This window comes from Chryseobacterium sp. SIMBA_029 (assembly GCF_046535275.1).
GTDB lineage: Bacteria > Bacteroidota > Bacteroidia > Flavobacteriales > Weeksellaceae > Chryseobacterium.
On sequence record NZ_JAWRXA010000010.1, the window covers coordinates 42588 to 60538 of the forward strand.

22 protein-coding genes are annotated in these 17951 nt (G+C 35.3%); 13 read left to right on the forward strand and 9 right to left on the reverse strand.

Annotation, left to right across the window (positions count from 1 at the left end; translation table 11 throughout):
- Positions 1-621 precede the first annotated feature (621 nt).
- From SB679_RS17880 to SB679_RS17895, 4 genes are all read right to left on the reverse strand, one after another.
- The gene (locus tag SB679_RS17880) at positions 622-1296 is read right to left on the reverse strand and encodes a KGG domain-containing protein (RefSeq protein WP_410703642.1); all 675 of its coding nucleotides are present in this window, start codon (positions 1294-1296) and stop codon (positions 622-624) included.
- 303 nt (positions 1297-1599) lie between these two features.
- A complete protein-coding gene (locus tag SB679_RS17885; protein ID WP_410703643.1) occupies positions 1600-1860 on the reverse strand; it encodes a DUF6520 family protein in 261 nt (86 codons plus the stop codon).
- A 23-nt stretch (positions 1861-1883) separates the two neighbouring features.
- Positions 1884-3377 carry a MauE/DoxX family redox-associated membrane protein gene (locus SB679_RS17890; protein WP_410703644.1) on the reverse strand — a complete coding sequence of 498 codons (1494 nt, stop codon included), beginning with the start codon at positions 3375-3377 and terminating at the stop codon, positions 1884-1886.
- A 197-nt stretch (positions 3378-3574) separates the two neighbouring features.
- The gene (locus SB679_RS17895) at positions 3575-3796 is read right to left on the reverse strand and encodes a hypothetical protein (RefSeq protein ID WP_410703645.1); all 222 of its coding nucleotides are present in this window, start codon (positions 3794-3796) and stop codon (positions 3575-3577) included.
- Positions 3797-4075: 279 nt separating this feature from the next.
- On the opposite strand from SB679_RS17895, the gene SB679_RS17900 reads away from it, so the two are divergent.
- From SB679_RS17900 to SB679_RS17920, 5 genes are all read left to right on the forward strand, one after another.
- On the forward strand, positions 4076-5794 hold the full coding sequence (locus tag SB679_RS17900; protein ID WP_410703646.1) for a helix-turn-helix domain-containing protein: 1719 nt from the start codon (positions 4076-4078) through the stop codon (positions 5792-5794).
- A 370-nt stretch (positions 5795-6164) separates the two neighbouring features.
- Positions 6165-7013, forward strand: coding sequence for an RteC domain-containing protein (locus tag SB679_RS17905; RefSeq protein WP_410703647.1), 849 nt, complete (start codon positions 6165-6167; stop codon positions 7011-7013).
- A gap of 309 nt (positions 7014-7322) precedes the next feature.
- Positions 7323-7634 carry a helix-turn-helix domain-containing protein gene (locus tag SB679_RS17910; protein ID WP_410703648.1) on the forward strand — a complete coding sequence of 104 codons (312 nt, stop codon included), beginning with the start codon at positions 7323-7325 and terminating at the stop codon, positions 7632-7634.
- 449 nt (positions 7635-8083) lie between these two features.
- Positions 8084-8446, forward strand: a complete 363-nt coding sequence (locus SB679_RS17915; protein WP_410703649.1) for a DUF2200 domain-containing protein — start codon at positions 8084-8086, stop codon at positions 8444-8446.
- A 297-nt stretch (positions 8447-8743) separates the two neighbouring features.
- Entirely contained in the window at positions 8744-9208 is a 465-nt protein-coding gene (locus SB679_RS17920) for a VOC family protein (RefSeq protein WP_410703650.1), read from the forward strand.
- 150 nt (positions 9209-9358) lie between these two features.
- Here the strand turns inward: SB679_RS17920 and SB679_RS17925 are convergent, their stop codons facing one another.
- Positions 9359-9616 (reverse strand): YetF domain-containing protein, encoded by a 258-nt coding sequence (locus SB679_RS17925; RefSeq protein ID WP_410703819.1) that lies wholly within the window; start codon positions 9614-9616, stop codon positions 9359-9361.
- 263 nt (positions 9617-9879) lie between these two features.
- On the opposite strand from SB679_RS17925, the gene SB679_RS17930 reads away from it, so the two are divergent.
- Positions 9880-10059, forward strand: a complete 180-nt coding sequence (locus SB679_RS17930; protein WP_410703651.1) for a hypothetical protein — start codon at positions 9880-9882, stop codon at positions 10057-10059.
- 7 nt (positions 10060-10066) lie between these two features.
- Here SB679_RS17930 and SB679_RS17935 read toward each other — a convergent pair whose 3' ends face one another.
- The gene (locus tag SB679_RS17935; protein WP_410703652.1) at positions 10067-10657 is read right to left on the reverse strand and encodes a Crp/Fnr family transcriptional regulator; all 591 of its coding nucleotides are present in this window, start codon (positions 10655-10657) and stop codon (positions 10067-10069) included.
- Positions 10658-11268: 611 nt separating this feature from the next.
- On the opposite strand from SB679_RS17935, the gene SB679_RS17940 reads away from it, so the two are divergent.
- Positions 11269-11865 (forward strand): Crp/Fnr family transcriptional regulator, encoded by a 597-nt coding sequence (locus tag SB679_RS17940; RefSeq protein ID WP_410703653.1) that lies wholly within the window; start codon positions 11269-11271, stop codon positions 11863-11865.
- 82 nt (positions 11866-11947) lie between these two features.
- Here SB679_RS17940 and SB679_RS17945 read toward each other — a convergent pair whose 3' ends face one another.
- Both SB679_RS17945 and SB679_RS17950 read right to left on the reverse strand, forming a co-directional pair.
- A complete protein-coding gene (locus SB679_RS17945) occupies positions 11948-12541 on the reverse strand; it encodes a Crp/Fnr family transcriptional regulator (protein ID WP_410703654.1) in 594 nt (197 codons plus the stop codon).
- 101 nt (positions 12542-12642) lie between these two features.
- Positions 12643-13026, reverse strand: a complete 384-nt coding sequence (locus tag SB679_RS17950) for a hypothetical protein (RefSeq protein ID WP_410703655.1) — start codon at positions 13024-13026, stop codon at positions 12643-12645.
- 270 nt (positions 13027-13296) lie between these two features.
- Between SB679_RS17950 and SB679_RS17955 the strand changes: the two genes are divergently transcribed.
- The 3 genes from SB679_RS17955 to SB679_RS17965 all read left to right on the forward strand — a co-directional run bounded on the left by SB679_RS17955 (position 13297) and on the right by SB679_RS17965 (position 14360).
- Positions 13297-13434 (forward strand): hypothetical protein, encoded by a 138-nt coding sequence (locus tag SB679_RS17955; protein WP_410703656.1) that lies wholly within the window; start codon positions 13297-13299, stop codon positions 13432-13434.
- A gap of 355 nt (positions 13435-13789) precedes the next feature.
- On the forward strand, positions 13790-14155 hold the full coding sequence (locus SB679_RS17960; protein WP_410703657.1) for a Crp/Fnr family transcriptional regulator: 366 nt from the start codon (positions 13790-13792) through the stop codon (positions 14153-14155).
- A 7-nt stretch (positions 14156-14162) separates the two neighbouring features.
- Positions 14163-14360, forward strand: coding sequence for a helix-turn-helix domain-containing protein (locus SB679_RS17965; RefSeq protein WP_410703659.1), 198 nt, complete (start codon positions 14163-14165; stop codon positions 14358-14360).
- A gap of 28 nt (positions 14361-14388) precedes the next feature.
- Here SB679_RS17965 and SB679_RS17970 read toward each other — a convergent pair whose 3' ends face one another.
- Positions 14389-14985, reverse strand: a complete 597-nt coding sequence (locus tag SB679_RS17970) for a Crp/Fnr family transcriptional regulator (protein ID WP_410703660.1) — start codon at positions 14983-14985, stop codon at positions 14389-14391.
- Positions 14986-15195: 210 nt separating this feature from the next.
- Between SB679_RS17970 and SB679_RS17975 the strand changes: the two genes are divergently transcribed.
- The 3 genes from SB679_RS17975 (at position 15196) to SB679_RS17985 (ending at position 17947) form a co-directional block, all read left to right on the forward strand.
- Positions 15196-15417, forward strand: a complete 222-nt coding sequence (locus SB679_RS17975) for a hypothetical protein (RefSeq protein WP_410703661.1) — start codon at positions 15196-15198, stop codon at positions 15415-15417.
- Between the two features lie 416 nt (positions 15418-15833).
- Positions 15834-16046 (forward strand): hypothetical protein, encoded by a 213-nt coding sequence (locus SB679_RS17980; protein WP_410703662.1) that lies wholly within the window; start codon positions 15834-15836, stop codon positions 16044-16046.
- A 149-nt stretch (positions 16047-16195) separates the two neighbouring features.
- Positions 16196-17947, forward strand: a complete 1752-nt coding sequence (locus SB679_RS17985; RefSeq protein ID WP_410703663.1) for a cbb3-type cytochrome c oxidase subunit I — start codon at positions 16196-16198, stop codon at positions 17945-17947.
- Positions 17948-17951 lie beyond the last annotated feature (4 nt).

Sequence of the window (17951 nt, forward strand, 5' to 3'; positions counted from 1 at the left end):
CACTGATAACGAGCGATGTAGAAAGTCCAGTAGGTAAAAAATAGAAGTTGGAAACAACCGTCAATAAGGTAAACCCACTTAATAATATTCCTGAAATAATAATAAAGGTCCACAAATAATAATCCAAGACAACCTAGCATTAACGTTAATACCCATGACAAAGTTCTTTTTGGAGCTAAATGTCAGATATATTAATAGCAGACAATAAGGTAAGAGTATAATACCCACTGTTTTAACCAGCCAGATATCTGTCTTTTTTCCTGTTACTGTTAAGAAACTCTCAATATGAATTAACGGCCATAAAGCAGTAAGGAAATAATAAAGCAGTTGGCAAAAAGGAAAAATTTTGAAGGTAGTCATAGGTTTTCTTAATAAATCGTATGTTATATTGCTTAATATTCTTGTTGAATCAAATTAATTGATACCCCGTACAGATGTATGGACTTCAAGCTGGTGATGTGAAAAAAGCATTTTTTATTTCTTCGGTTGAAAGTGTGATATTATATTCTGCTGTGTTTTTGCTTATATTTTATTGTTTCTGCTATAGTGGTACGTGTTTAAGCAAAAATGATTACCTCTTCTGTATACAAAAAAAGAGGTAATCTAAAAATCAATTATAAATTAAGAATTACGGCCGCTTCCTGACCCTGACCTTCCTCCTCCATGAGAGGCCTGTCCACCCATTCGGGCAATTCTGGTACGCTCAGCTTTGCTCATCGATGCAAAGCCTCTTCTTGAGGTTCCGTTCCCCGAACCAGAGCCACGGCTTGAACCTGAATTGCTGTTATTTCGTGAACTGGAGCCTCCTGATCCTCTATTAGAGCCTGATCTTCCTGAGTTTGAATTAGAAGATCTTCCACCGCCATGGGAAGCCTCACCTCCCATACGGGCAATTCTGGTGCGCTCCGCCTTGCTCATTGAGGCAAAACCTCTTTTTGAAGTTCCGTTTCCGGAACCAGAAGAAGATCGTCCCCTTCCTGAAGAACCTGAGCCTGATCTCAATCTGGAACCACCGTTGCTTCCCGAGCTCCTTCCATCTCTGTTGTCATTTTGATTATTATCCGCTTCATCATCATAGTCTTCATTATCATCATAGTCTTGATCATCATCGTCATTATCATACTCGTTTTCATAGTAATCCTCATAGTCTGAGAAATCGTCATCATAATCTTCATCTTGAGATGCATCATTAAAGCCATGATCATAACCTAATTGGTATACATCTTCAAAAGCAGATCGGTCTGAGCTGGATGTTTTGTTTTCTGAATTTCGATTGTTTGAATTTCGATTGTTCATAACTATATTTTTAAATTAATATTTGGAGATACCCAGCAGATTTCTAACTAGTATTGAAACTGCAAAAGTTTTTTAATATTTTTATTCAGCTTGTAATCAGCTTATTGTGTGTTCTCATGCGCTAAATTATAACTTTATTAGAGTGAAGGTTATGACTGAAATCACATCAAATGAAAATTATAAGGTCTGGACTTCATAATTGTATTTTTCAATAATTTCAACTAAGGTCATTGTCTGTTAAAAGAAAATTTTTATGATTTATATAACAAATGAAGAGGATGCTCAAAAGCATCCTCTTCGTTGTTAAGGTTTAAATAAGACACTTCCACACTCGGTAGGGCTTATCGGAGCACTATGAAGAGGTGTTACTCCGTCTGCTGTCCACCTGCAGACTACATTTTGAATGGTACTGCATTCCTGTCCAACCTGCACGCAGAGTCCCGATTCAGGATCCATACGATAGGTTGGGATGACGGCACTTTTGGTGCTGTTTGCTGCTTTGGTTGCAAAAGCAGCGCCTGTGCCCAGTAATACTAAAGCAGCAGGGATCATTAGCTTTTTCATAATAAAAAAATATTAAGTGATGCCTACTCTGTTGTAAGGTTTTCGGCTTCCCCTTTTAATGGCTTTCTAAAGTGATATCTGAGTAATTTTTCCCCTGAAATGATATACAGACCTTCATGGGTAATGATCATATCTTCGATCTTCTGTTTTGGGAGATAAAAGCTTCCTACGTATTCATTGCGGTCGGTTCTGTAAATGTCCACCGCTTTTCTTCCCTTTCGCAGTCTGGCAGGTTCGAATTTTCCAGGCAGTCCCGAAATATTGTAGACGAAGTTTCCATAAAATGCAGAAAGAATATTGACCCTTACCGGAGGAGCGTTCATAATGTGGGTACCGTTTGATAACTGTGCGATATTCATTTGGGCTTTAGAGATAGGATCAATGGTAGATTGTCTTTTTACACGAGGTAAGCTATCATTAATCATGATGAGTTGGTTTCTGTAGAAATAGGTGTAAAGAAACTCTCCCATCTGCTGCTGGTTTTCGGTCAGTTTGCCATCGCAGTCAAAAATACCGTCGATCTGTTTTTCTAAAACCGAAGGAAATAAATTGATATTAGCTTTCGGTCCTGTACGCAGTCGGGCGATGGTATACTCATGCGTTCTGCTGTTCTGGGTTCGAAGAATAAAGTGAGACGAATCTATTACCGCCAACTGGGAGAAGAACGCATCCCCTTTACTGATTGTTTTAGCGGCAGAATTGTTTAATATACCCCGATAAATGACAGGCACAGTTCCGTCATAAAGATAATAGTACGGGGGCTTCACTTTAATCTGTAAACTTTTGAAAGGATAATCTGAATGGTCGGGGATGATCTTGAGTGATTCCGTTGTTTTGAGGCTGTAATCGATTTTCATCAGAATTAAAGGAGTATTTCGGCTTGCTAAATAAAGACCTTTATTATCTTTACCGGCAAAATAATAGCCATCATGGCCAAGACCGGTATTTTCTCCTTCTATGATAAAATTCGGCAGAAACTTTCTTGTAAAGTTATTTTCCTTTTTGATAATATGTTCGGATTGTAGAAAGAGGGTGACCACCAGTAAGCACGATAGTATGATTACAATACCAGACGAAATGATATATTTTGTTTTCCTGGTTTGTTTACGCTTTTCAATGATAATAACAGCGGTCAATGAAAGTAAGATACAGGCAACATTGAATATCAGATGTTCAGTCCAGCCCATTTTCTCCAGGATGCCACCGCAGGAACAGGGAACAAAATCACTGTAATTCAAAATAAGATAGATATAAAGAGTAAAGGCAGTCATCATGCCTAGCGAAGCATACAGCCCCAATAACCGAAGTTTTGGAATAAGTAAAAGACCAACAATGATGAGTTCTATGAGAATGACACTGTATGATACAGGTCCTGCAAATGCGCTGAGCAAAGGTGACTGGGCAATCTGTACCTGAAAATTTTCAAAATCCAATACTTTGCTGATGCCAGCATAACAGAACAGCATAACAAAGAAGTAGGCTATGAGTAATGATATAATGTAGGTAATATTTTTCATAATAATAGCGGGTGTATGATGATTTATCCTATCTGAATGAGTTTCCAGCTGACCTTTTTACCACAATAATCCGGCATTTTGCTGCCTTTGGCGATGGGGCAGGTGGTTTTAAAATTCCCCATACTCTCCCAGATACCGCTGGCAGGACAGGGTAACCCGGTAGAACAGGTAATAATGGAAGTACAAGGAATCACTTTTTATAGATTAAGCTTGATTGAGTTATAAAACCGCCAGTCCTGTCCGTCCTTTATGGGGGGATCTTTTTCCTGCTCAGTGGTGTCAGTTTTTGAGCTTTTCTCAATATGATATGGGCTCAAAGAAATTGGGTCTTTTTGATCTTCTTCAATGCTGTCCGTTTGACGACAGCTTAATGATATTAGCAGGATTATACTGCCGATGATGGGAATGAACTTTTTCATGATTATTTTTTTTAAGATTAAAAGTTTTCCCGGCCGGGATCTGATTGAATTCATATTCCAAAATTATCTCAGTTAAAGACATGAAAAAACTGATCTGTGACAGGCTTTAAAAATTAAGACGTCCCAATTTTTAAATTTTGACAGCTATATTTTCCGAAGGACCTAACTGTTAAGCGCAAAATCTTCAATTGGAGATGAAAATCCTAAAATGAGTTTTTATTTCACATATGATTGATATAAAATGTTTAAATTTGGAAGTCATGTTTATAATATTTTTTTATGACAGCTGCTCGATTTCTTTTATTTGCTCTTTTGATTTGTTTTGTGAATTTTTTTCCGCAATCCGGAAATGAGAACTACCTGAGTATTAGAAAAAAGTATGAAAATCTGGAAAAGAATAATTCCAATGCTTTACCCCATGTGGGTGAGTATATTAAAAAAGCCAAAAAAGGAAAGGATTATTCCCGTCTGGTTCAGGGATATAAGGATGGTGTATTTTTTTCTTCCTCAGATAAACACAAAATACTATATGCTGACAGTACTATTCTGGCTGCATTAAAATCTGAGGACAAAGATTTAATAAGCAGTGCCTATCTTGGTAAAGGGATTATTTACTATTTTAATTTTAAGAAATTTGAACCCGCTCTGGATGAATACCTCAAGGCCTACCAGTATGCAAAATATTCCAGAGACAATTATCTGAAATACAAGGTGAAATACCATTTGGGAGTGGTCAAAAGTTACCTGGGATATTATCAGGATGCTTTGGAACTTTTTAATGACTGCAACCGCTTCTTTGAAACAAAATCCAAAGAACAACTCCACCCTAATGAAATTTATAACAATACAAGGGGATATTATAATACCCTGCATCAGATGATTGTATGTTATCGAAATCTAAAACAATTTAAAGTTTCGGATAGTCTGGTGAATGTGGCGCTCTCCAGAACATATGATATGGATGAATTTTCTTTGGAGCGTGGATATTTTTTTAAATGCAAAGGGCTTTTGGAATACAATCATAAAAATTATAAAACAGCCATAGCTGATCTGGGGCAATCACTGGATCCGATTTTGAAGGCGAAAGACTTTGCCTGGGCCTCTGTGGTATACTATTATCTGGGAAAAAGCTACAGTAGTTTTGATGAAGCGAAAAGTCTGAAATATCTGATGAAGGTGGATTCAATTTTTAATACCCATCATTTCATATTACCTGAAGTTAGGGCAAGTTATGAGGATTTGATTAAGAGTAGTAAAAAAGGGAAGAGTTTGGAAAAGGAGCTGTACTACACCAAACAGCTGCTAAAAGTTGACAGTGTCTTAGTTAGGGATTTTAGTTATTTGTCTCCCCGGATTCATAAAGAATATGATACCAGATTACTCATGGATAAGAAAGAGCAGCTTGAAAGGAAAAGTAAGGGAAGATTGATTTCAATGATTGTATGTATTGCTTTGGCGTTATTTTTCTTAGGAATGTTCATTTTCCGATATTATAGGGAGCAAAAGGTGCAGCGGAAATATACTGAACTCCAATACAAATTAAGTGAAAAAGGATTGAAAGCTAGTCACCATACAGACGAAAAGAAAGAAAAGCTGAAAGCGGAAGGGGAGCAGAGGAAAAGTGTCCTTACTGCTGAACAGATCCATGATTTATCGTCCAAACTTAGCCTGTTTGAAAGCAGTAATGGGTTTGTCAAAAAAGGACTGACCCAAAATAAGCTCGCCTTGCAGTTAAACACCAATACGTCGTATTTATCCATCTATATCAATGAACAAAAGAAAATGAATTTTAACCGGTATATAGGGGAGCTGCGAATTTCATATATTACCCAACTTTTAAATTCCAACAGAAAATACCTGAACTATACCATTGAAGCGCTGGCAGAAGAATGCGGGATTTCTTCGAGACAAAATTTTTCAGATCTTTTTTATGAAATCAATGGAATCAGACCAAAGGATTTTATCAGGAAAAGAAAAGAAGAACTGGAAGAAAACTGATTTGAATTCGATCAATCTATATTCATTATAATGTAGTTATGGGCTCAATAAGTAACCTGCTGACTATTTATAGTAAAAGTGAGCCCCTACAAGACATAAATGTGATTGAGAACTTTAGTAAATTCCTTATATGCTAAAGGAGGTCAACCATCAGAAGTAAAAGAGCCTCCCGGGGCACGAGAGGCAAAGTGTAATAATAGATAGAAATAAGTATGTATTAATCTGATGTAAAATTAATAGCCTTTTTTAGTAGAAACTATGATTGAGGTCATAAACGAAAAATCAATGGATATTTCGGCGGATCAAATTTAAAAAACAAAACTGAATCGGTTCTGTCACTCTAAATCTTTGTAATTTTCTGAAAAAAGAGATGGTAACAAAGACATTTTTTAGAAAAGTAGTTCAACTTCAACAAGATTTACAGCAGCAGATTGTAATGGTAACAAATGAGCATGACAATATCATCACTTTATGTGAGGTTATACTCCTGGAAATTGATCAAAGTATTAGAGAGCTTAAAAAGCTGGTGAAAATTTTCACCTTTGAATCCACTGCTGATGAGGTTATTTTTTTTAAAGAGCATAAACCGTATTTTATTTCTAGATACATCTATTATTCTAGATTATTAGATCTTGAAACATCAAAACCAATAGCCGGAGACAAAGTACTGAGGAAATTTTATGAAGCTGAACTTCTGAAATTGAAAAAGTATTACTCTGAGCAGGCAAATTTTTACACTTATTACCGACGAAAAGCAATGTACCTTGACCATAAATATTTTACCAGAGGATCTTATGATTTAAAAATGAGACTCTCCTCAAGTATGTATAATCTTGATGAAGATTTTACGACGCCACATGATCACAAAATAGCACTCATATTGGCTAATGAATTGATGGAGGTTTATTTGAGACAATGTATCCGAAATATTGGACAGAATACCAGACACAATAATGTTGTCATACCAAAACTATCATGGACTTCTTCTAAAGTTTCATTAATTGAGCTGATGTATGCACTTCACAGGACGGGTTGTTTTAATGGGGGTAATGTTGATTTTAGTGAATTGATAAGATTTGCAGAACGGTCATTGGAAATTGATTTAGGCAATTTCTACAAGACCATTGGTGAAATTAAAAGCAGAAAATATACAAAAACTAAATTCTTGGAGCTGTTGAAAGAAAACCTTGAAAAAGCTATAATGGAAGGAGAGGATTAATGTCCCATGTCAATTTTTCATTACCAACAGGTTTAACATTTTGACCGGTTCAATTTTAAAGCCTTCCATATCGGAAGGCTTTTATTTATCTGATTATCTGAATATACTTTAGCCTTATTGATAATGGTTTGATTTAGTGTGTTGTGTTTCATTTTTGACCTTAGGATAATTTCGAAACCCGTCCGGATGTTTTTTTTAATGCAGTATTGAAAGCCTCTGGAGAAGAATCATACGGTAGTACCGATAGGCTACCGAAGGAAATTCATGACATTTGCTAAACTTTGTAACAGCCATTAAAAACAAAGTATCATGAATATTGACAGAATAGAATTCATTTCCTGGATGGAAAGAATTATGACAAGATTTGACATTCTGAGTGAGAAGTTAAAAGAGAATAAAAACGAATTAAACAGCATTGACGGGGAACAGCTGCTGGATAATCAGGATGTTTTACAGCTGCTTAAAATAAGTTCCAGATCTCTGCAGCGTTACCGTTCTGATAAAAAATTACCCTATTATACCATAAGCGGTAAGTTGTATTATAAACTCTCTGATGTCCATCAGTTAATCAGAGACAGTTTTAGCATAGGTTCGCGAAAAACTTTTCCCAGAGATGCCTGAAGAATATGATGTAATAAATATTGTAATAATTTCTTTAAAAATTGAATTAAATAATTCAGTTAATTTGGTATTGTAAATTATCCACCATTAGTTTCTTCTTTTTCTGCCTTTAAACAAATCTTACATATTGATTGTAATTTTAATAAGTTAAAATTACCTGAGGACTACATCACAGAGGTAATCCCAAAGATATGGTCAAAATCTATAATCTTTTGATTGGAAAGATTTATTACATATTATTCTTATTGTAAATCATGTCTTAATATTTTATTAATTTTAAATATATTTTGAGAGCTTCTGTGATTAAGTAAATCCTGCCGAAGTATTTTTCGGGACAGATCTTTTATGCATGTTATCTTATTAGTACAAGTGTCCCCATCAAAACTTAAAACTGATCAAAGAAGTCATCTACAGACCGGGCTAAAAAGAAATAAAATAAAAATAAGGATATGAAAACCACACCTCAGCATGATGAGCGTATTGCGAAAATGATATTTGGATCTGTTTATCCGCACTATATTAAAAAAGTGGAAAGCAAGGGCAGATCTGTAGAAGAACTAGATCAGGTTATAGAATGGCTGACAGGGTTTGATAGCAAAAAACTGCAGGAATTAATCGAAGAGAAAGTGACTTTTGACACATTTTTCAAAAGAGCTGAACTGAATCCCAATGCACATTTAATAACCGGTATTATTTGTGGCTACCGTATTGAGGAGATTGAAAACCCCCTCACTAAACAGGCAAGGTATATGGATAAATTAATTGATGAACTGGCGAAAGGCAGAAAAATGGAAAAGATTTTAAGACAGTAATCAAAGACCGGAGCCATAATAAAGATCAAAATCAAATACAGTGGAGTAGATATAAGGAATCTTATAAATTGAGAACAAAACACTCAACTAATCATATAAAATAAAATGTGTAATTTGAAAAGTGTAGTTGTTGACAGTAAAGAAATTAGTGTTGTTTTTTAAGAAAAAAATCTGGTAAGAAGATTGAGACCGTACTATTGGGCAAATACATATTTTTTCGAAGGTAATGTCCGATTGTCCGTTTTAAAAATATAAGGGCTTTAAGAGAAAGCTATAACCTTTAAATCAATTTAAATCATGGAAAAAAGTAAATTACTGCGAATGGACAATGTAGGAATTGTTGTCGAATCACTTGATGAAGCCATTGCTTTCTTTAGTGAAATCGGACTAAAGCTTGAAGGACGTGCTAATGTCGAAGGCGAGTGGGCCGGTCGTGTTACAGGGCTGGGCTCACAAAATGTGGAGATTGCTATGATGGTTACCCCGGATGGACACAGTAGATTGGAGATTTCTGAATTTATCAATCCTCCTACCATCTCAGACCATCGGAATGCTCCCGTAAACTCGCTTGGCTATCTTCGGGCGATGTTTACGGTAGAGAATATTGATGAACTGGTATCCAGACTTCTCAAACAAGGTGCGAAGCTGGTCGGTGAGGTGGTTCAGTATGAAAATTCCTATCGTTTATGTTATATCCGGGCTAAAGATGGCCTCCTGGTTGGACTGGCTCAGCAGCTTACCAGTACAGGAAAGGATTTTTAATCGATAAAAGCCTTAACATCTTGTGTTAAGGCCTATTCCTTTTTGTACTCTATTAAAGCTCTGACAGTGTTCAATCTTATCTGAAAATAAGGATTAAAGAAGTTATATCTTATCAGACATTATTGAAAATCTGCTCACCAAAAAAATGCTTTATTTGACGACAATACTGATCTCACCGTTTCTCTCAATATAGATTGCCTTAATGGTATTCAAATCATCTGTCATAGCTCTCTTTCTCAATTCCTGCATCACGTCTTCTGTATGCAGCTGTGTCCTCTCCATGTTTTCAGTGATAAACTTGCCTTCTTTAAAAAGCATAATTTTATCTCCTTCAACCAATGAATAAATCGGCTGCTTTTTCCTTTGTACCAGCTGAAAAACCTGTGCAGCAGAACAATTACCGTACAGGTTAACATGACCGGAATAAAAGGGAGGTACCCACTACGGCTCGACTTAGAATGGCCCCGAGCAGCATGACAATAATATTATCAAGTGGTGAGCCGATTCCAAATGATCTTCTGCCGGAGATACGGATTAAAATCAGGGCTAGGATAAAAACGGTTATGCCACGACATATCATTTGTACTGTATTCAATGATTTTCCACTTCCCCAGAGTTCTGTTATAAAATCCATAAGCTTTCGTTAAGTAAAAATATTAAAAACAATCACTATGCCTATTTTAATAGTTTCAAAAATACTGAAACTGAGAAAATTTTTGATTTATGACCTCAGTCATAATGGCTTGAGAAAATACAAGTTAGATTTGTATATGATTAATACAGACATCATTTTGTCTGAATTGCCATCAGGCCTTCCGGAATCGGGAGGTCTTTTTAATGGAATGAAATAATGATATTTTAGTAGTAAACTCTGCCTTTAATTATTTTAATCAACTTTTCGTGCTCCATTTTTTTAAAAGTCCTGATGACGGTTTCAATCCTTAAACCGGTTAAAAAAGCAAGCTCTTTTCTTGTGTAAGGAATTTTATAGGAATAGTGCTCACCATGATTCCCCTTAATATGATTAAGTACCGTAAGCAATTGATGAGTGGCGTCTTCTGATGTTAAACTGTTTAAAAAAATACAGCTGTGATATGATCTATCTGCCAGATAATAAAGAAACTTCATCTGAATCTCAAAATCAGATTCCAGTAATTTCAATAGTTTGGAATGTTCTAATCGAAGTACTGTAGAATCCTCCATTAAAACGGCATGGACAGGATACTGATATTTCGAAAATAAAAATATTTCGCCCACTGAGTCACCCTCCTGATGAATACTTTGTATGAATTCTCTCTTTTCAGTTTGAAAATTCGTAAGTTTTACTTTACCCGTTTTGATCTGAAAATAGTAGGCAGGTGCGGTGTTCTCTTCAAAGAGGAGTTCGGATTTTTGTAATTGAATAATGTCTGCTCCAAAAGTAATGAGCAAGTCTTCTTGTATGACCATAACTCCTAATTAAACAACCTTCACATAGCTTGCCTGTGAAATAACGTACTACAAATATATTAATTAAATATTTCTTTGAATATGATTCAGATCAAAAAGGTTTCTAAATTGGCCTTATTGTACGCTTGCTAATTCCTGAAACAACGGCAACTGACCGTTAAAATGACTGGTTGTTTTTAAAGCGCAAAACGACTAACCATAATCATTTTTTTTTTGTCAGTCGTTTTAAATTATTGAAAATCAAATAAAAACAGCTAATACCGATTTAAATCACTATCTTTTTAAAAGATTTTCAAATATGACCTATGTCATATTTTATGCTTCACTGATAGGCTACCTTTGAAATATCTCATTTAATAAAAAATATGAATGCAACCCTTAGGCAAGTCGTGAAATCTAAACTTTTGGATATGAAATTTTCTTATAAAGCAAATATCTCAATGGATCTTTAGCTTGATTAGAAATTTTGTTTTTGAACTTTAAAAAGCTAAGTATTGTATAAATACTATCATATGTTGCCAGTTAGAGCGGCAAATAAATTCAGACGTTCAAAAATGCCCAAGTTTTCTACAACGGTAACGTAGAATAAAGCAAACCATAAAATTTACATTATGTCTATCCAAAACGGTCTTTTGCATTCAGTACAGGCAATTGAAGAGCACTACAGTGCTGGTGATTATATTTTTCGTGAAGAATCCACTCCGCTTTTTTATTATCAAATAGTAACAGGCGAAGTGAAACTTAACAGCTATAAGGAAGACGGTAAAGAATTTATTCAGGACATCCTTTCAGATAATTCGTGTTTCGGAGAATCAATGCTTATCCTGGGGAAACCGTATACCGTTAATGCGGTTGCCCTTACAAAATGTACTGTTCTTAAAATCAGCAGAGACCAGTTCTTTCAATTACTGCAGGAGCATCCGGATAATTTCCTCAATATGTATACGGCTCTATCAGAGAAAACCACTGAAAAATTAGTATTAATGCAGAAAATTTCAAGCCAGAATGCCGAAGAACGTTTAGTGGAACTGATGAACCAGATGAAAGAATCAAAAGAAAATAAAGAAAGATATTCATTCGAAATTCCCCATACCAGGCAGCAGCTGGCTTCACTTACCGGCTTGTCTCTGGAAACAACCATCAGAGTAATTAAAAGAATGGAGAAAGATGAAATTCTTATAATAAAGAATGGGAAAATATTTTACTAAAAAATATTTGTTTATCGTTTTTTATATATCCTGATTATTTATAGGTATTCCTTCAAATTTAAGATGAAATACTGTTCGTATACTAGAAATAAATTTTACGGTTTCTAATCTTAAGTACCTTCTCAGTTTCCATTTTCTTTACGGTTCGTATCACCGTTTCAATACGCAGACCGGTAATAGATGCCAACTGCTGCCTGGTCAGGGGAAGCTCATAGGAATACGGGTTCTGATCTTCACTTAAGCTCTTGAAATATTTTAAAATACCTTCAATTCTGACATGAGAATATTTAGAGGCGTTGTTCTGCATCAAAATAAATTTGTGATACAGACGCTCCGCAGCAAATTGCCGGACTGCTACTGCAGGCTGATGGTGTTCATTAAGAAGTTTCAGAAATTTGGCTTTAGGTACTTTTACAACAGCACCCGATGAAATGGCTATTGCACTGACCGGATAGGGTTTTTCAATCATACACAATAACTCACAAACACTTTGTCCTTTATTTAAAATACTTTGGATAAGTTCTTTACCTTCTTCTGTATGGCTTAGCTTAACAGATCCGGTAATAAGCTGGTAGTAAAACTCGGGAATATCTCCTTCTTCAAAAATGATATCAGAGGGACCGAAAGTTTCTGTAAATCCACCGTACATGGAGAGTAATTCAATATTAATAAGCATAATAAATTATTATAATACGCATCCTCAGGATACGTCGTGAAAAATATTAATCTTTTATACGGATAAACGGTAACAGATATATTTACAATATTTTAGTCATTCTAAATAGGTTCTTTTCCAAACAAAAAGCAAAAAATGTTTTGAAATTGATGTACGTACTTGCAGTTGACATTATTTCCATATATCTTAAGACCTGTCATAGGATGAACACTATGTAGGTCAATATCATACTTTAAAAATTCCTGTCCTCTTTCAAATCTTATCCTGTACTTAGAGTCATAGGTTTTAATAAATCCAAATTTTAAAAGCCAGAATTCATCTATTTCCACTGGTTTAATTAGCTTAACGGGGACTGATATTGACTGTTCTGAATTTTTTAATTTAACATGATATTCTTCATTCTCATCTTGGTATACCTCTGTAAGTGAATAGACCTTACCTCTGTATCTGACAAGATTCCGTATTGTTAATTCCGTGATTTTCATGGTGTTTTAAATTGGCTGTTTATGGTTTTTCGTACTGTACTAAAGGAAACTAAGATGTATCTTGACAAGAAGGCCTTTCAATACTCCGATGACTTACTTCAAAATTAGTCAGAACATCAATTACGTCAATATGATCAGGATCATATAGATATGCTATATGCTGTTTTTTTTAACCTGTCAGGTTTGTTTGTTTAAGGATGATCCCTAAGATGTTGTAAAATAGCTGCTGTCTTTGTATCAGGTGATCTTTCGCAATTTATGGGAAGTTTAATGAATAATAATAACCGTGATCTCACGGTTCAGCTGGTCGTAGAATTAACAGATGTTTACATGCAGAAAGAAAATGGAATTGGAGAGACTTCGGCAGATCAGTGCGGAAGCACAGATCATCAGATATGCGGATGTTAGAGATAATTCAATTGAGGTTCCCCGGAATGACCCCTCATTTTCAAGGTGTTACGTGAGAGAATGCGTGATATACTTTTTGTTTTGGATAAAGGCAATTTTGCATTACATAACAGAGCTTTAGCTCTCGTTGTTGAAAAACTCAGAGGCAATCCTGAAATCGCTGGAAAGAATTTGAAAAACTTATTTTAAAGCAATTCTTTTACAAAATATTTTGACAGGGTAATGAATGCTCCCGATAGAAAAGTATGATAGTTAGGAAAGGAAAAGTAGGTGTCCTTGTGGTACCTATTATGACCTATATCATAAATTTCAGATTCCTGTTTTTTTTAGTTTTGGCCTTTAAATAAGATAGATTTTGATATTTAGTGAACAAATACTTTTTTCGTTAGGAGCTGAGGTATTACAATATGAAGTGAATGAATTGATATTCTCAGACGGCCAAAGACCCAATTATTATTATCAGGTTAGCATGGGGGCTGTTAAACTGACAAAGGACAGAGAGAACGGAACAGAAACCATCTTAAGTATTTTCCTCAGCGGAGAATGCTTTGCTGAAACATTTCTTTTTGATAACAAGGCTTATCCATTTAATGCTGTAGCAATGGAATTATATAAAATTTTCAGGGTTCCTGGTGAAAGGTTTGTTTATTTTGCCAAAAATACTCAGGAATCGCTCTTGAAACTTTATTGTTATAATGCTGATAAACTGTCTTTCTATTAATGATTCAATGTTGAGACTCACTGAACTTTTTAGGGTTCTTAAAGCATACTATTCAAAATCTGAACCTTTTTCCTTTCAAATACCTTTTACCAGACAGCAGCTTTCATCAATTACAGCTTTACGGTTGGAAACGGTGATACGCACGGTGAAAAAAATGGAGAAAAATAAAATGGTCCGGATTATAAATGGTAAAATTTTTTACTGAAGGTTTAGTCTTGCCACACGGCAAAGAGTTAATAATAAATTTTTCTATCCCTTATCTGAAGTTTACTGAGCTTCTCGAGATTTTTTATAGTTCTTATCACTGTTTCCACCCTTAGCCCGGTCATAGACGCAAGCTGTTGCCTGGTAAGTGGAACCTCAAAGGAGTATTCGGACTGATCATTACTGAAGCTTTTATGATAATTGAGCACTCCGAGTATCCTCACATCTGCATGGGTAGAGGTATTGTTCTCCAGCATAATAATTTTATGATATAACCTTTCAGATAAAAATTTGTTGATATTCCTGGAAATCATCACATTTTCATCAAGCATTCTTTCAAAATCAACTTTAGAAAGCCTTAAAAGAGTACTGGGTTCTAAAACTACAGCATTGACAGGATACGTTTTATCCATAAAAAGTAAAAGTTCACATACACTGAGTCCTGAAGTGAGAATGGCTAGAATAGTTTCCTTGCCATCTTCATTGTAATGATTGAGCTTTATCCGACCTTTTACAATCTGGTAATAGTATTTAGGAGTACTGCCTTCATCAAATATGATGTCTGCCGGATAAAAATTTTCTATTGTTGCTCCGAAGGATAAAAGAAGGTCCTGTGAGATCAGCATTTTGATAAGGTTTAGTTGAAAATGCAATATAGTTTTAATTTTTAAATAATGGGTAAAAAGCAGGATGTTGACAACAATGAGTAGAAGTAAATATTATTTTTTATCTTAAAAACACATATTATGATCTCACTCATAAAATGAAGTGGTTGATATGAATAATTTTGGTATTAGAATTTTACAACTACTTATTTTCTAGTTAAATGATATAATATGAAAAATTCAATATTTATTATTCTTGGTATATTAATGATCAGCTGTAAAAACCAAGAGACTAAAAATGACACGCAGGCTGATTTGACCGTAACATCTTCATATGATTCGGTAAGAGTTGCTCCTACACCCCCCGCTAATCAAAACGATTCGACAACTTATCGAAAAGGTGCCGATACATTAAAGCAACCTATAAAACAGAATGATTCAATAATCCATTGACACTTTTTTTAGACCCCCATATATTCTTGGCCTTCCTATTTTGGAAGGCTTTTTTATGGTATAATACTTATCAATTCTTAATTTTTTCAGGTAATATCTGTAAACTACGAGTCGTCTGGCTCATATTAGGATTCACTCTTTCAGAAATATAGAACTACTTCTTACAGCTTATTGCCAGTACGCTTGTAACAGAATATTCAGCAGGTATTCAATGAGTGAAAGAGATTTAGTGCGTTGGATGCTGTAGTTGATTCCAGTATTAACAGCTATGCTTTTTCTGGTAATGCCTTACACACTTATTTAATGGTTATTTTTCTATAACATTAGACAAATTATGAGCCATTATGATGTAAGTCATAAAAACCAAAGTACCTGTTTTCATACTTTTGTTACTACACACCACAAAATTTAATGTTATGAAATCACGCGTCTTAATAGCCCTGATTCTGGGCTTATTTACCACTAGTTGTAAAAGAGAACAACAACCCCAACCTTCAAATATTGACAGTATGAATACAGGAGATAGTATGGTTGAGGGAACCGCTCAAATCACACCAGATTCCCTGGATAATACACTTCCTATGGACAGTACTGCCTACGATGTAGATTCTATTAAAAATAGTAAGTAATGTAAGCTCATTAGTGCATATTCATCTTTTGAAAACTGAATAGCCATATTTCCTTTCTTTGGAAATGGTTTATGCAGACTCTTATTGATTCATTTTCCACTGTATTTCAGTGGACAAAGTTCTTATATGTTAAATCCTAAAATTCTATTATGGGAGAATCATCACTACTAAACCAAACTGGAATACAGATAACATTATTACTTATGTTAATGGTGATTATTGCCAGCTTAATTATCCTGATTTTTAAATTCTTAGCTATTTATTCAAGAATACTAAGGAATAGGGAGCTTTCCGAGATCAGGAAAAAAATCGAAAATATATCTTCGGAAGAGTTAAGAGAATATGAGCAGAGAGAAAAAGAACTTAATTTTCAGCCGGCAGAAAACCAGCTATCGGGCTGCTTGCCGCCGTCTGATGAAAAAGGAATTATTAAAAATATCAACTTGGTCGAGGAACTCAGGGTATTTCCAACTAAAAGAAGAACTTCTTCATTTTTGCAATATATAAGTCCCGGACTCAGTAAACTTATTCTTTATTTCTTAGGAACGGCAATTTTTTGGCTGATCATTGGGACAACCTTTGGCCTCTATGCCGGTATCAAATACGTTGCGCCGGATGTTGAACATACCAGCTGGCTGAGTTTTGGAAGACTGCGTCCAGCCCATACAAATGCTGTATTCTGGGGCTGGGCATCTTTAGCTATGGTCGGACTATCATATTATGTTGTTACAAGGGTGAGTAACGTGGAGGTTTATAATATAAAGCAGGGTTACATTTCTTTAATACTGATCAATACTGCAGTACTGGCCGGAACAATATCTTTATTGGCGGGAGTCAATAACGGAGGGGGGGAATACAGAGAATATATATGGCCTATTATGATTACCTTTGGAGCCGGAGTGGCACTTTCTGCCCATAATCTCTTCAAGCCCGTTGTCAAAAGAATTGTCAAAGAAATTTATATCTCAAACTGGTATATCATTTCGGGATTTATGTTCATTGTCATTGTCATTGTCGTGGGTTATGTACCTATATGGCAGGATGGAGTGGGAGAAACAATTACCCAGGGGTATTATATGCATCAGGCCATTGGTATGTGGTTTATGATGATTAATCTAGGACTGATGTATTATTTCCTTCCCCAGCAGCTTAATAAGCCTATTTATTCCTACAGCCTGGGAGCGCTGGCTTTCTGGACTCATATATTATTTTATACACTCATCGGAACCCATCACTTTATTTTTAGTGCGATCCCTTGGAGGCTTCAGACTACAGCCATTGTTGCCAGTGTGGGGATGTTGATTCCCGTGGCAGCAGGAACGACTAATTTTCTTTTAACATTTAACGGAGCATGGTACCAACTTAAAAATAGTTATACACTTCCGTTTTATTTTATGTCGATTATTTTTTATTTTACCGGGTCTTTTCAGGGAACGGTAGAAGCTTTCAGATATACCAATCTGCTCTGGCACTTCACTGATTTTACAGTTTCCCATTCTCATCTGACCATGTACGGAATAATCACCTTTATGCTTTGGGCATTTTCTTACACTCTTATTCCGCGCCTCACCGGCAAGGAGCCTCCAAAGTTATGGGTAGGAATACACTTTTGGCTGGCTTTAATCGGTTTACTTTTTTATGTAATAGCATTAATGATAGGAGGAACACAGACAGGATTGATGTGGATGAAAAAAAAACCTTTCATAGATGGTGTTATTAATATGTTCCCGTTCTGGCTATGGAGAGCAATAGGGGGTACCATGATGTGGGTGGCTCATCTTATTTTTGCCTATAATTTTTATATAATGATTACCAAAGATAATGATGTGAGAATCCCACAAACTCCTGCTGAAATACTGGCAGCAAAAAAACAGCACAGCCATACTGAGATTAACACTTAAAAGA

Excerpts from the sequence above, each read along its gene's own strand:
- SB679_RS17895 (WP_410703645.1), bottom strand. The coding sequence starts at position 3,796 with ATGAAAAAGTTCATTCCCATCATCGGCAGTATAATCCTGCTAATATCA.
- SB679_RS17975 (WP_410703661.1), top strand. The coding sequence starts at position 15,196 with ATGAAAAATTCAATATTTATTATTCTTGGTATATTAATGATCAGCTGT.
- SB679_RS17935 (WP_410703652.1), bottom strand. The coding sequence starts at position 10,657 with ATGGTCATACAAGAAGACTTGCTCATTACTTTTGGAGCAGACATTATT.
- SB679_RS17915 (WP_410703649.1), top strand. The coding sequence starts at position 8,084 with ATGAAAACCACACCTCAGCATGATGAGCGTATTGCGAAAATGATATTT.
- SB679_RS17985 (WP_410703663.1), top strand. The coding sequence starts at position 16,196 with ATGGGAGAATCATCACTACTAAACCAAACTGGAATACAGATAACATTA.
- SB679_RS17950 (WP_410703655.1), bottom strand. The coding sequence starts at position 13,026 with ATGAAAATCACGGAATTAACAATACGGAATCTTGTCAGATACAGAGGT.
- SB679_RS17945 (WP_410703654.1), bottom strand. The coding sequence starts at position 12,541 with ATGCTTATTAATATTGAATTACTCTCCATGTACGGTGGATTTACAGAA.
- SB679_RS17920 (WP_410703650.1), top strand. The coding sequence starts at position 8,744 with ATGGAAAAAAGTAAATTACTGCGAATGGACAATGTAGGAATTGTTGTC.
- SB679_RS17955 (WP_410703656.1), top strand. The coding sequence starts at position 13,297 with ATGAATAATAATAACCGTGATCTCACGGTTCAGCTGGTCGTAGAATTA.
- SB679_RS17880 (WP_410703642.1), bottom strand. The coding sequence starts at position 1,296 with ATGAACAATCGAAATTCAAACAATCGAAATTCAGAAAACAAAACATCC.
- SB679_RS17965 (WP_410703659.1), top strand. The coding sequence starts at position 14,163 with ATGTTGAGACTCACTGAACTTTTTAGGGTTCTTAAAGCATACTATTCA.
- SB679_RS17930 (WP_410703651.1), top strand. The coding sequence starts at position 9,880 with ATGCCTATTTTAATAGTTTCAAAAATACTGAAACTGAGAAAATTTTTG.
- SB679_RS17940 (WP_410703653.1), top strand. The coding sequence starts at position 11,269 with ATGTCTATCCAAAACGGTCTTTTGCATTCAGTACAGGCAATTGAAGAG.
- SB679_RS17970 (WP_410703660.1), bottom strand. The coding sequence starts at position 14,985 with ATGCTGATCTCACAGGACCTTCTTTTATCCTTCGGAGCAACAATAGAA.
- SB679_RS17890 (WP_410703644.1), bottom strand. The coding sequence starts at position 3,377 with ATGAAAAATATTACCTACATTATATCATTACTCATAGCCTACTTCTTT.
- SB679_RS17900 (WP_410703646.1), top strand. The coding sequence starts at position 4,076 with ATGACAGCTGCTCGATTTCTTTTATTTGCTCTTTTGATTTGTTTTGTG.
- SB679_RS17885 (WP_410703643.1), bottom strand. The coding sequence starts at position 1,860 with ATGAAAAAGCTAATGATCCCTGCTGCTTTAGTATTACTGGGCACAGGC.
- SB679_RS17910 (WP_410703648.1), top strand. The coding sequence starts at position 7,323 with ATGAATATTGACAGAATAGAATTCATTTCCTGGATGGAAAGAATTATG.
- SB679_RS17980 (WP_410703662.1), top strand. The coding sequence starts at position 15,834 with ATGAAATCACGCGTCTTAATAGCCCTGATTCTGGGCTTATTTACCACT.
- SB679_RS17905 (WP_410703647.1), top strand. The coding sequence starts at position 6,165 with ATGGTAACAAAGACATTTTTTAGAAAAGTAGTTCAACTTCAACAAGAT.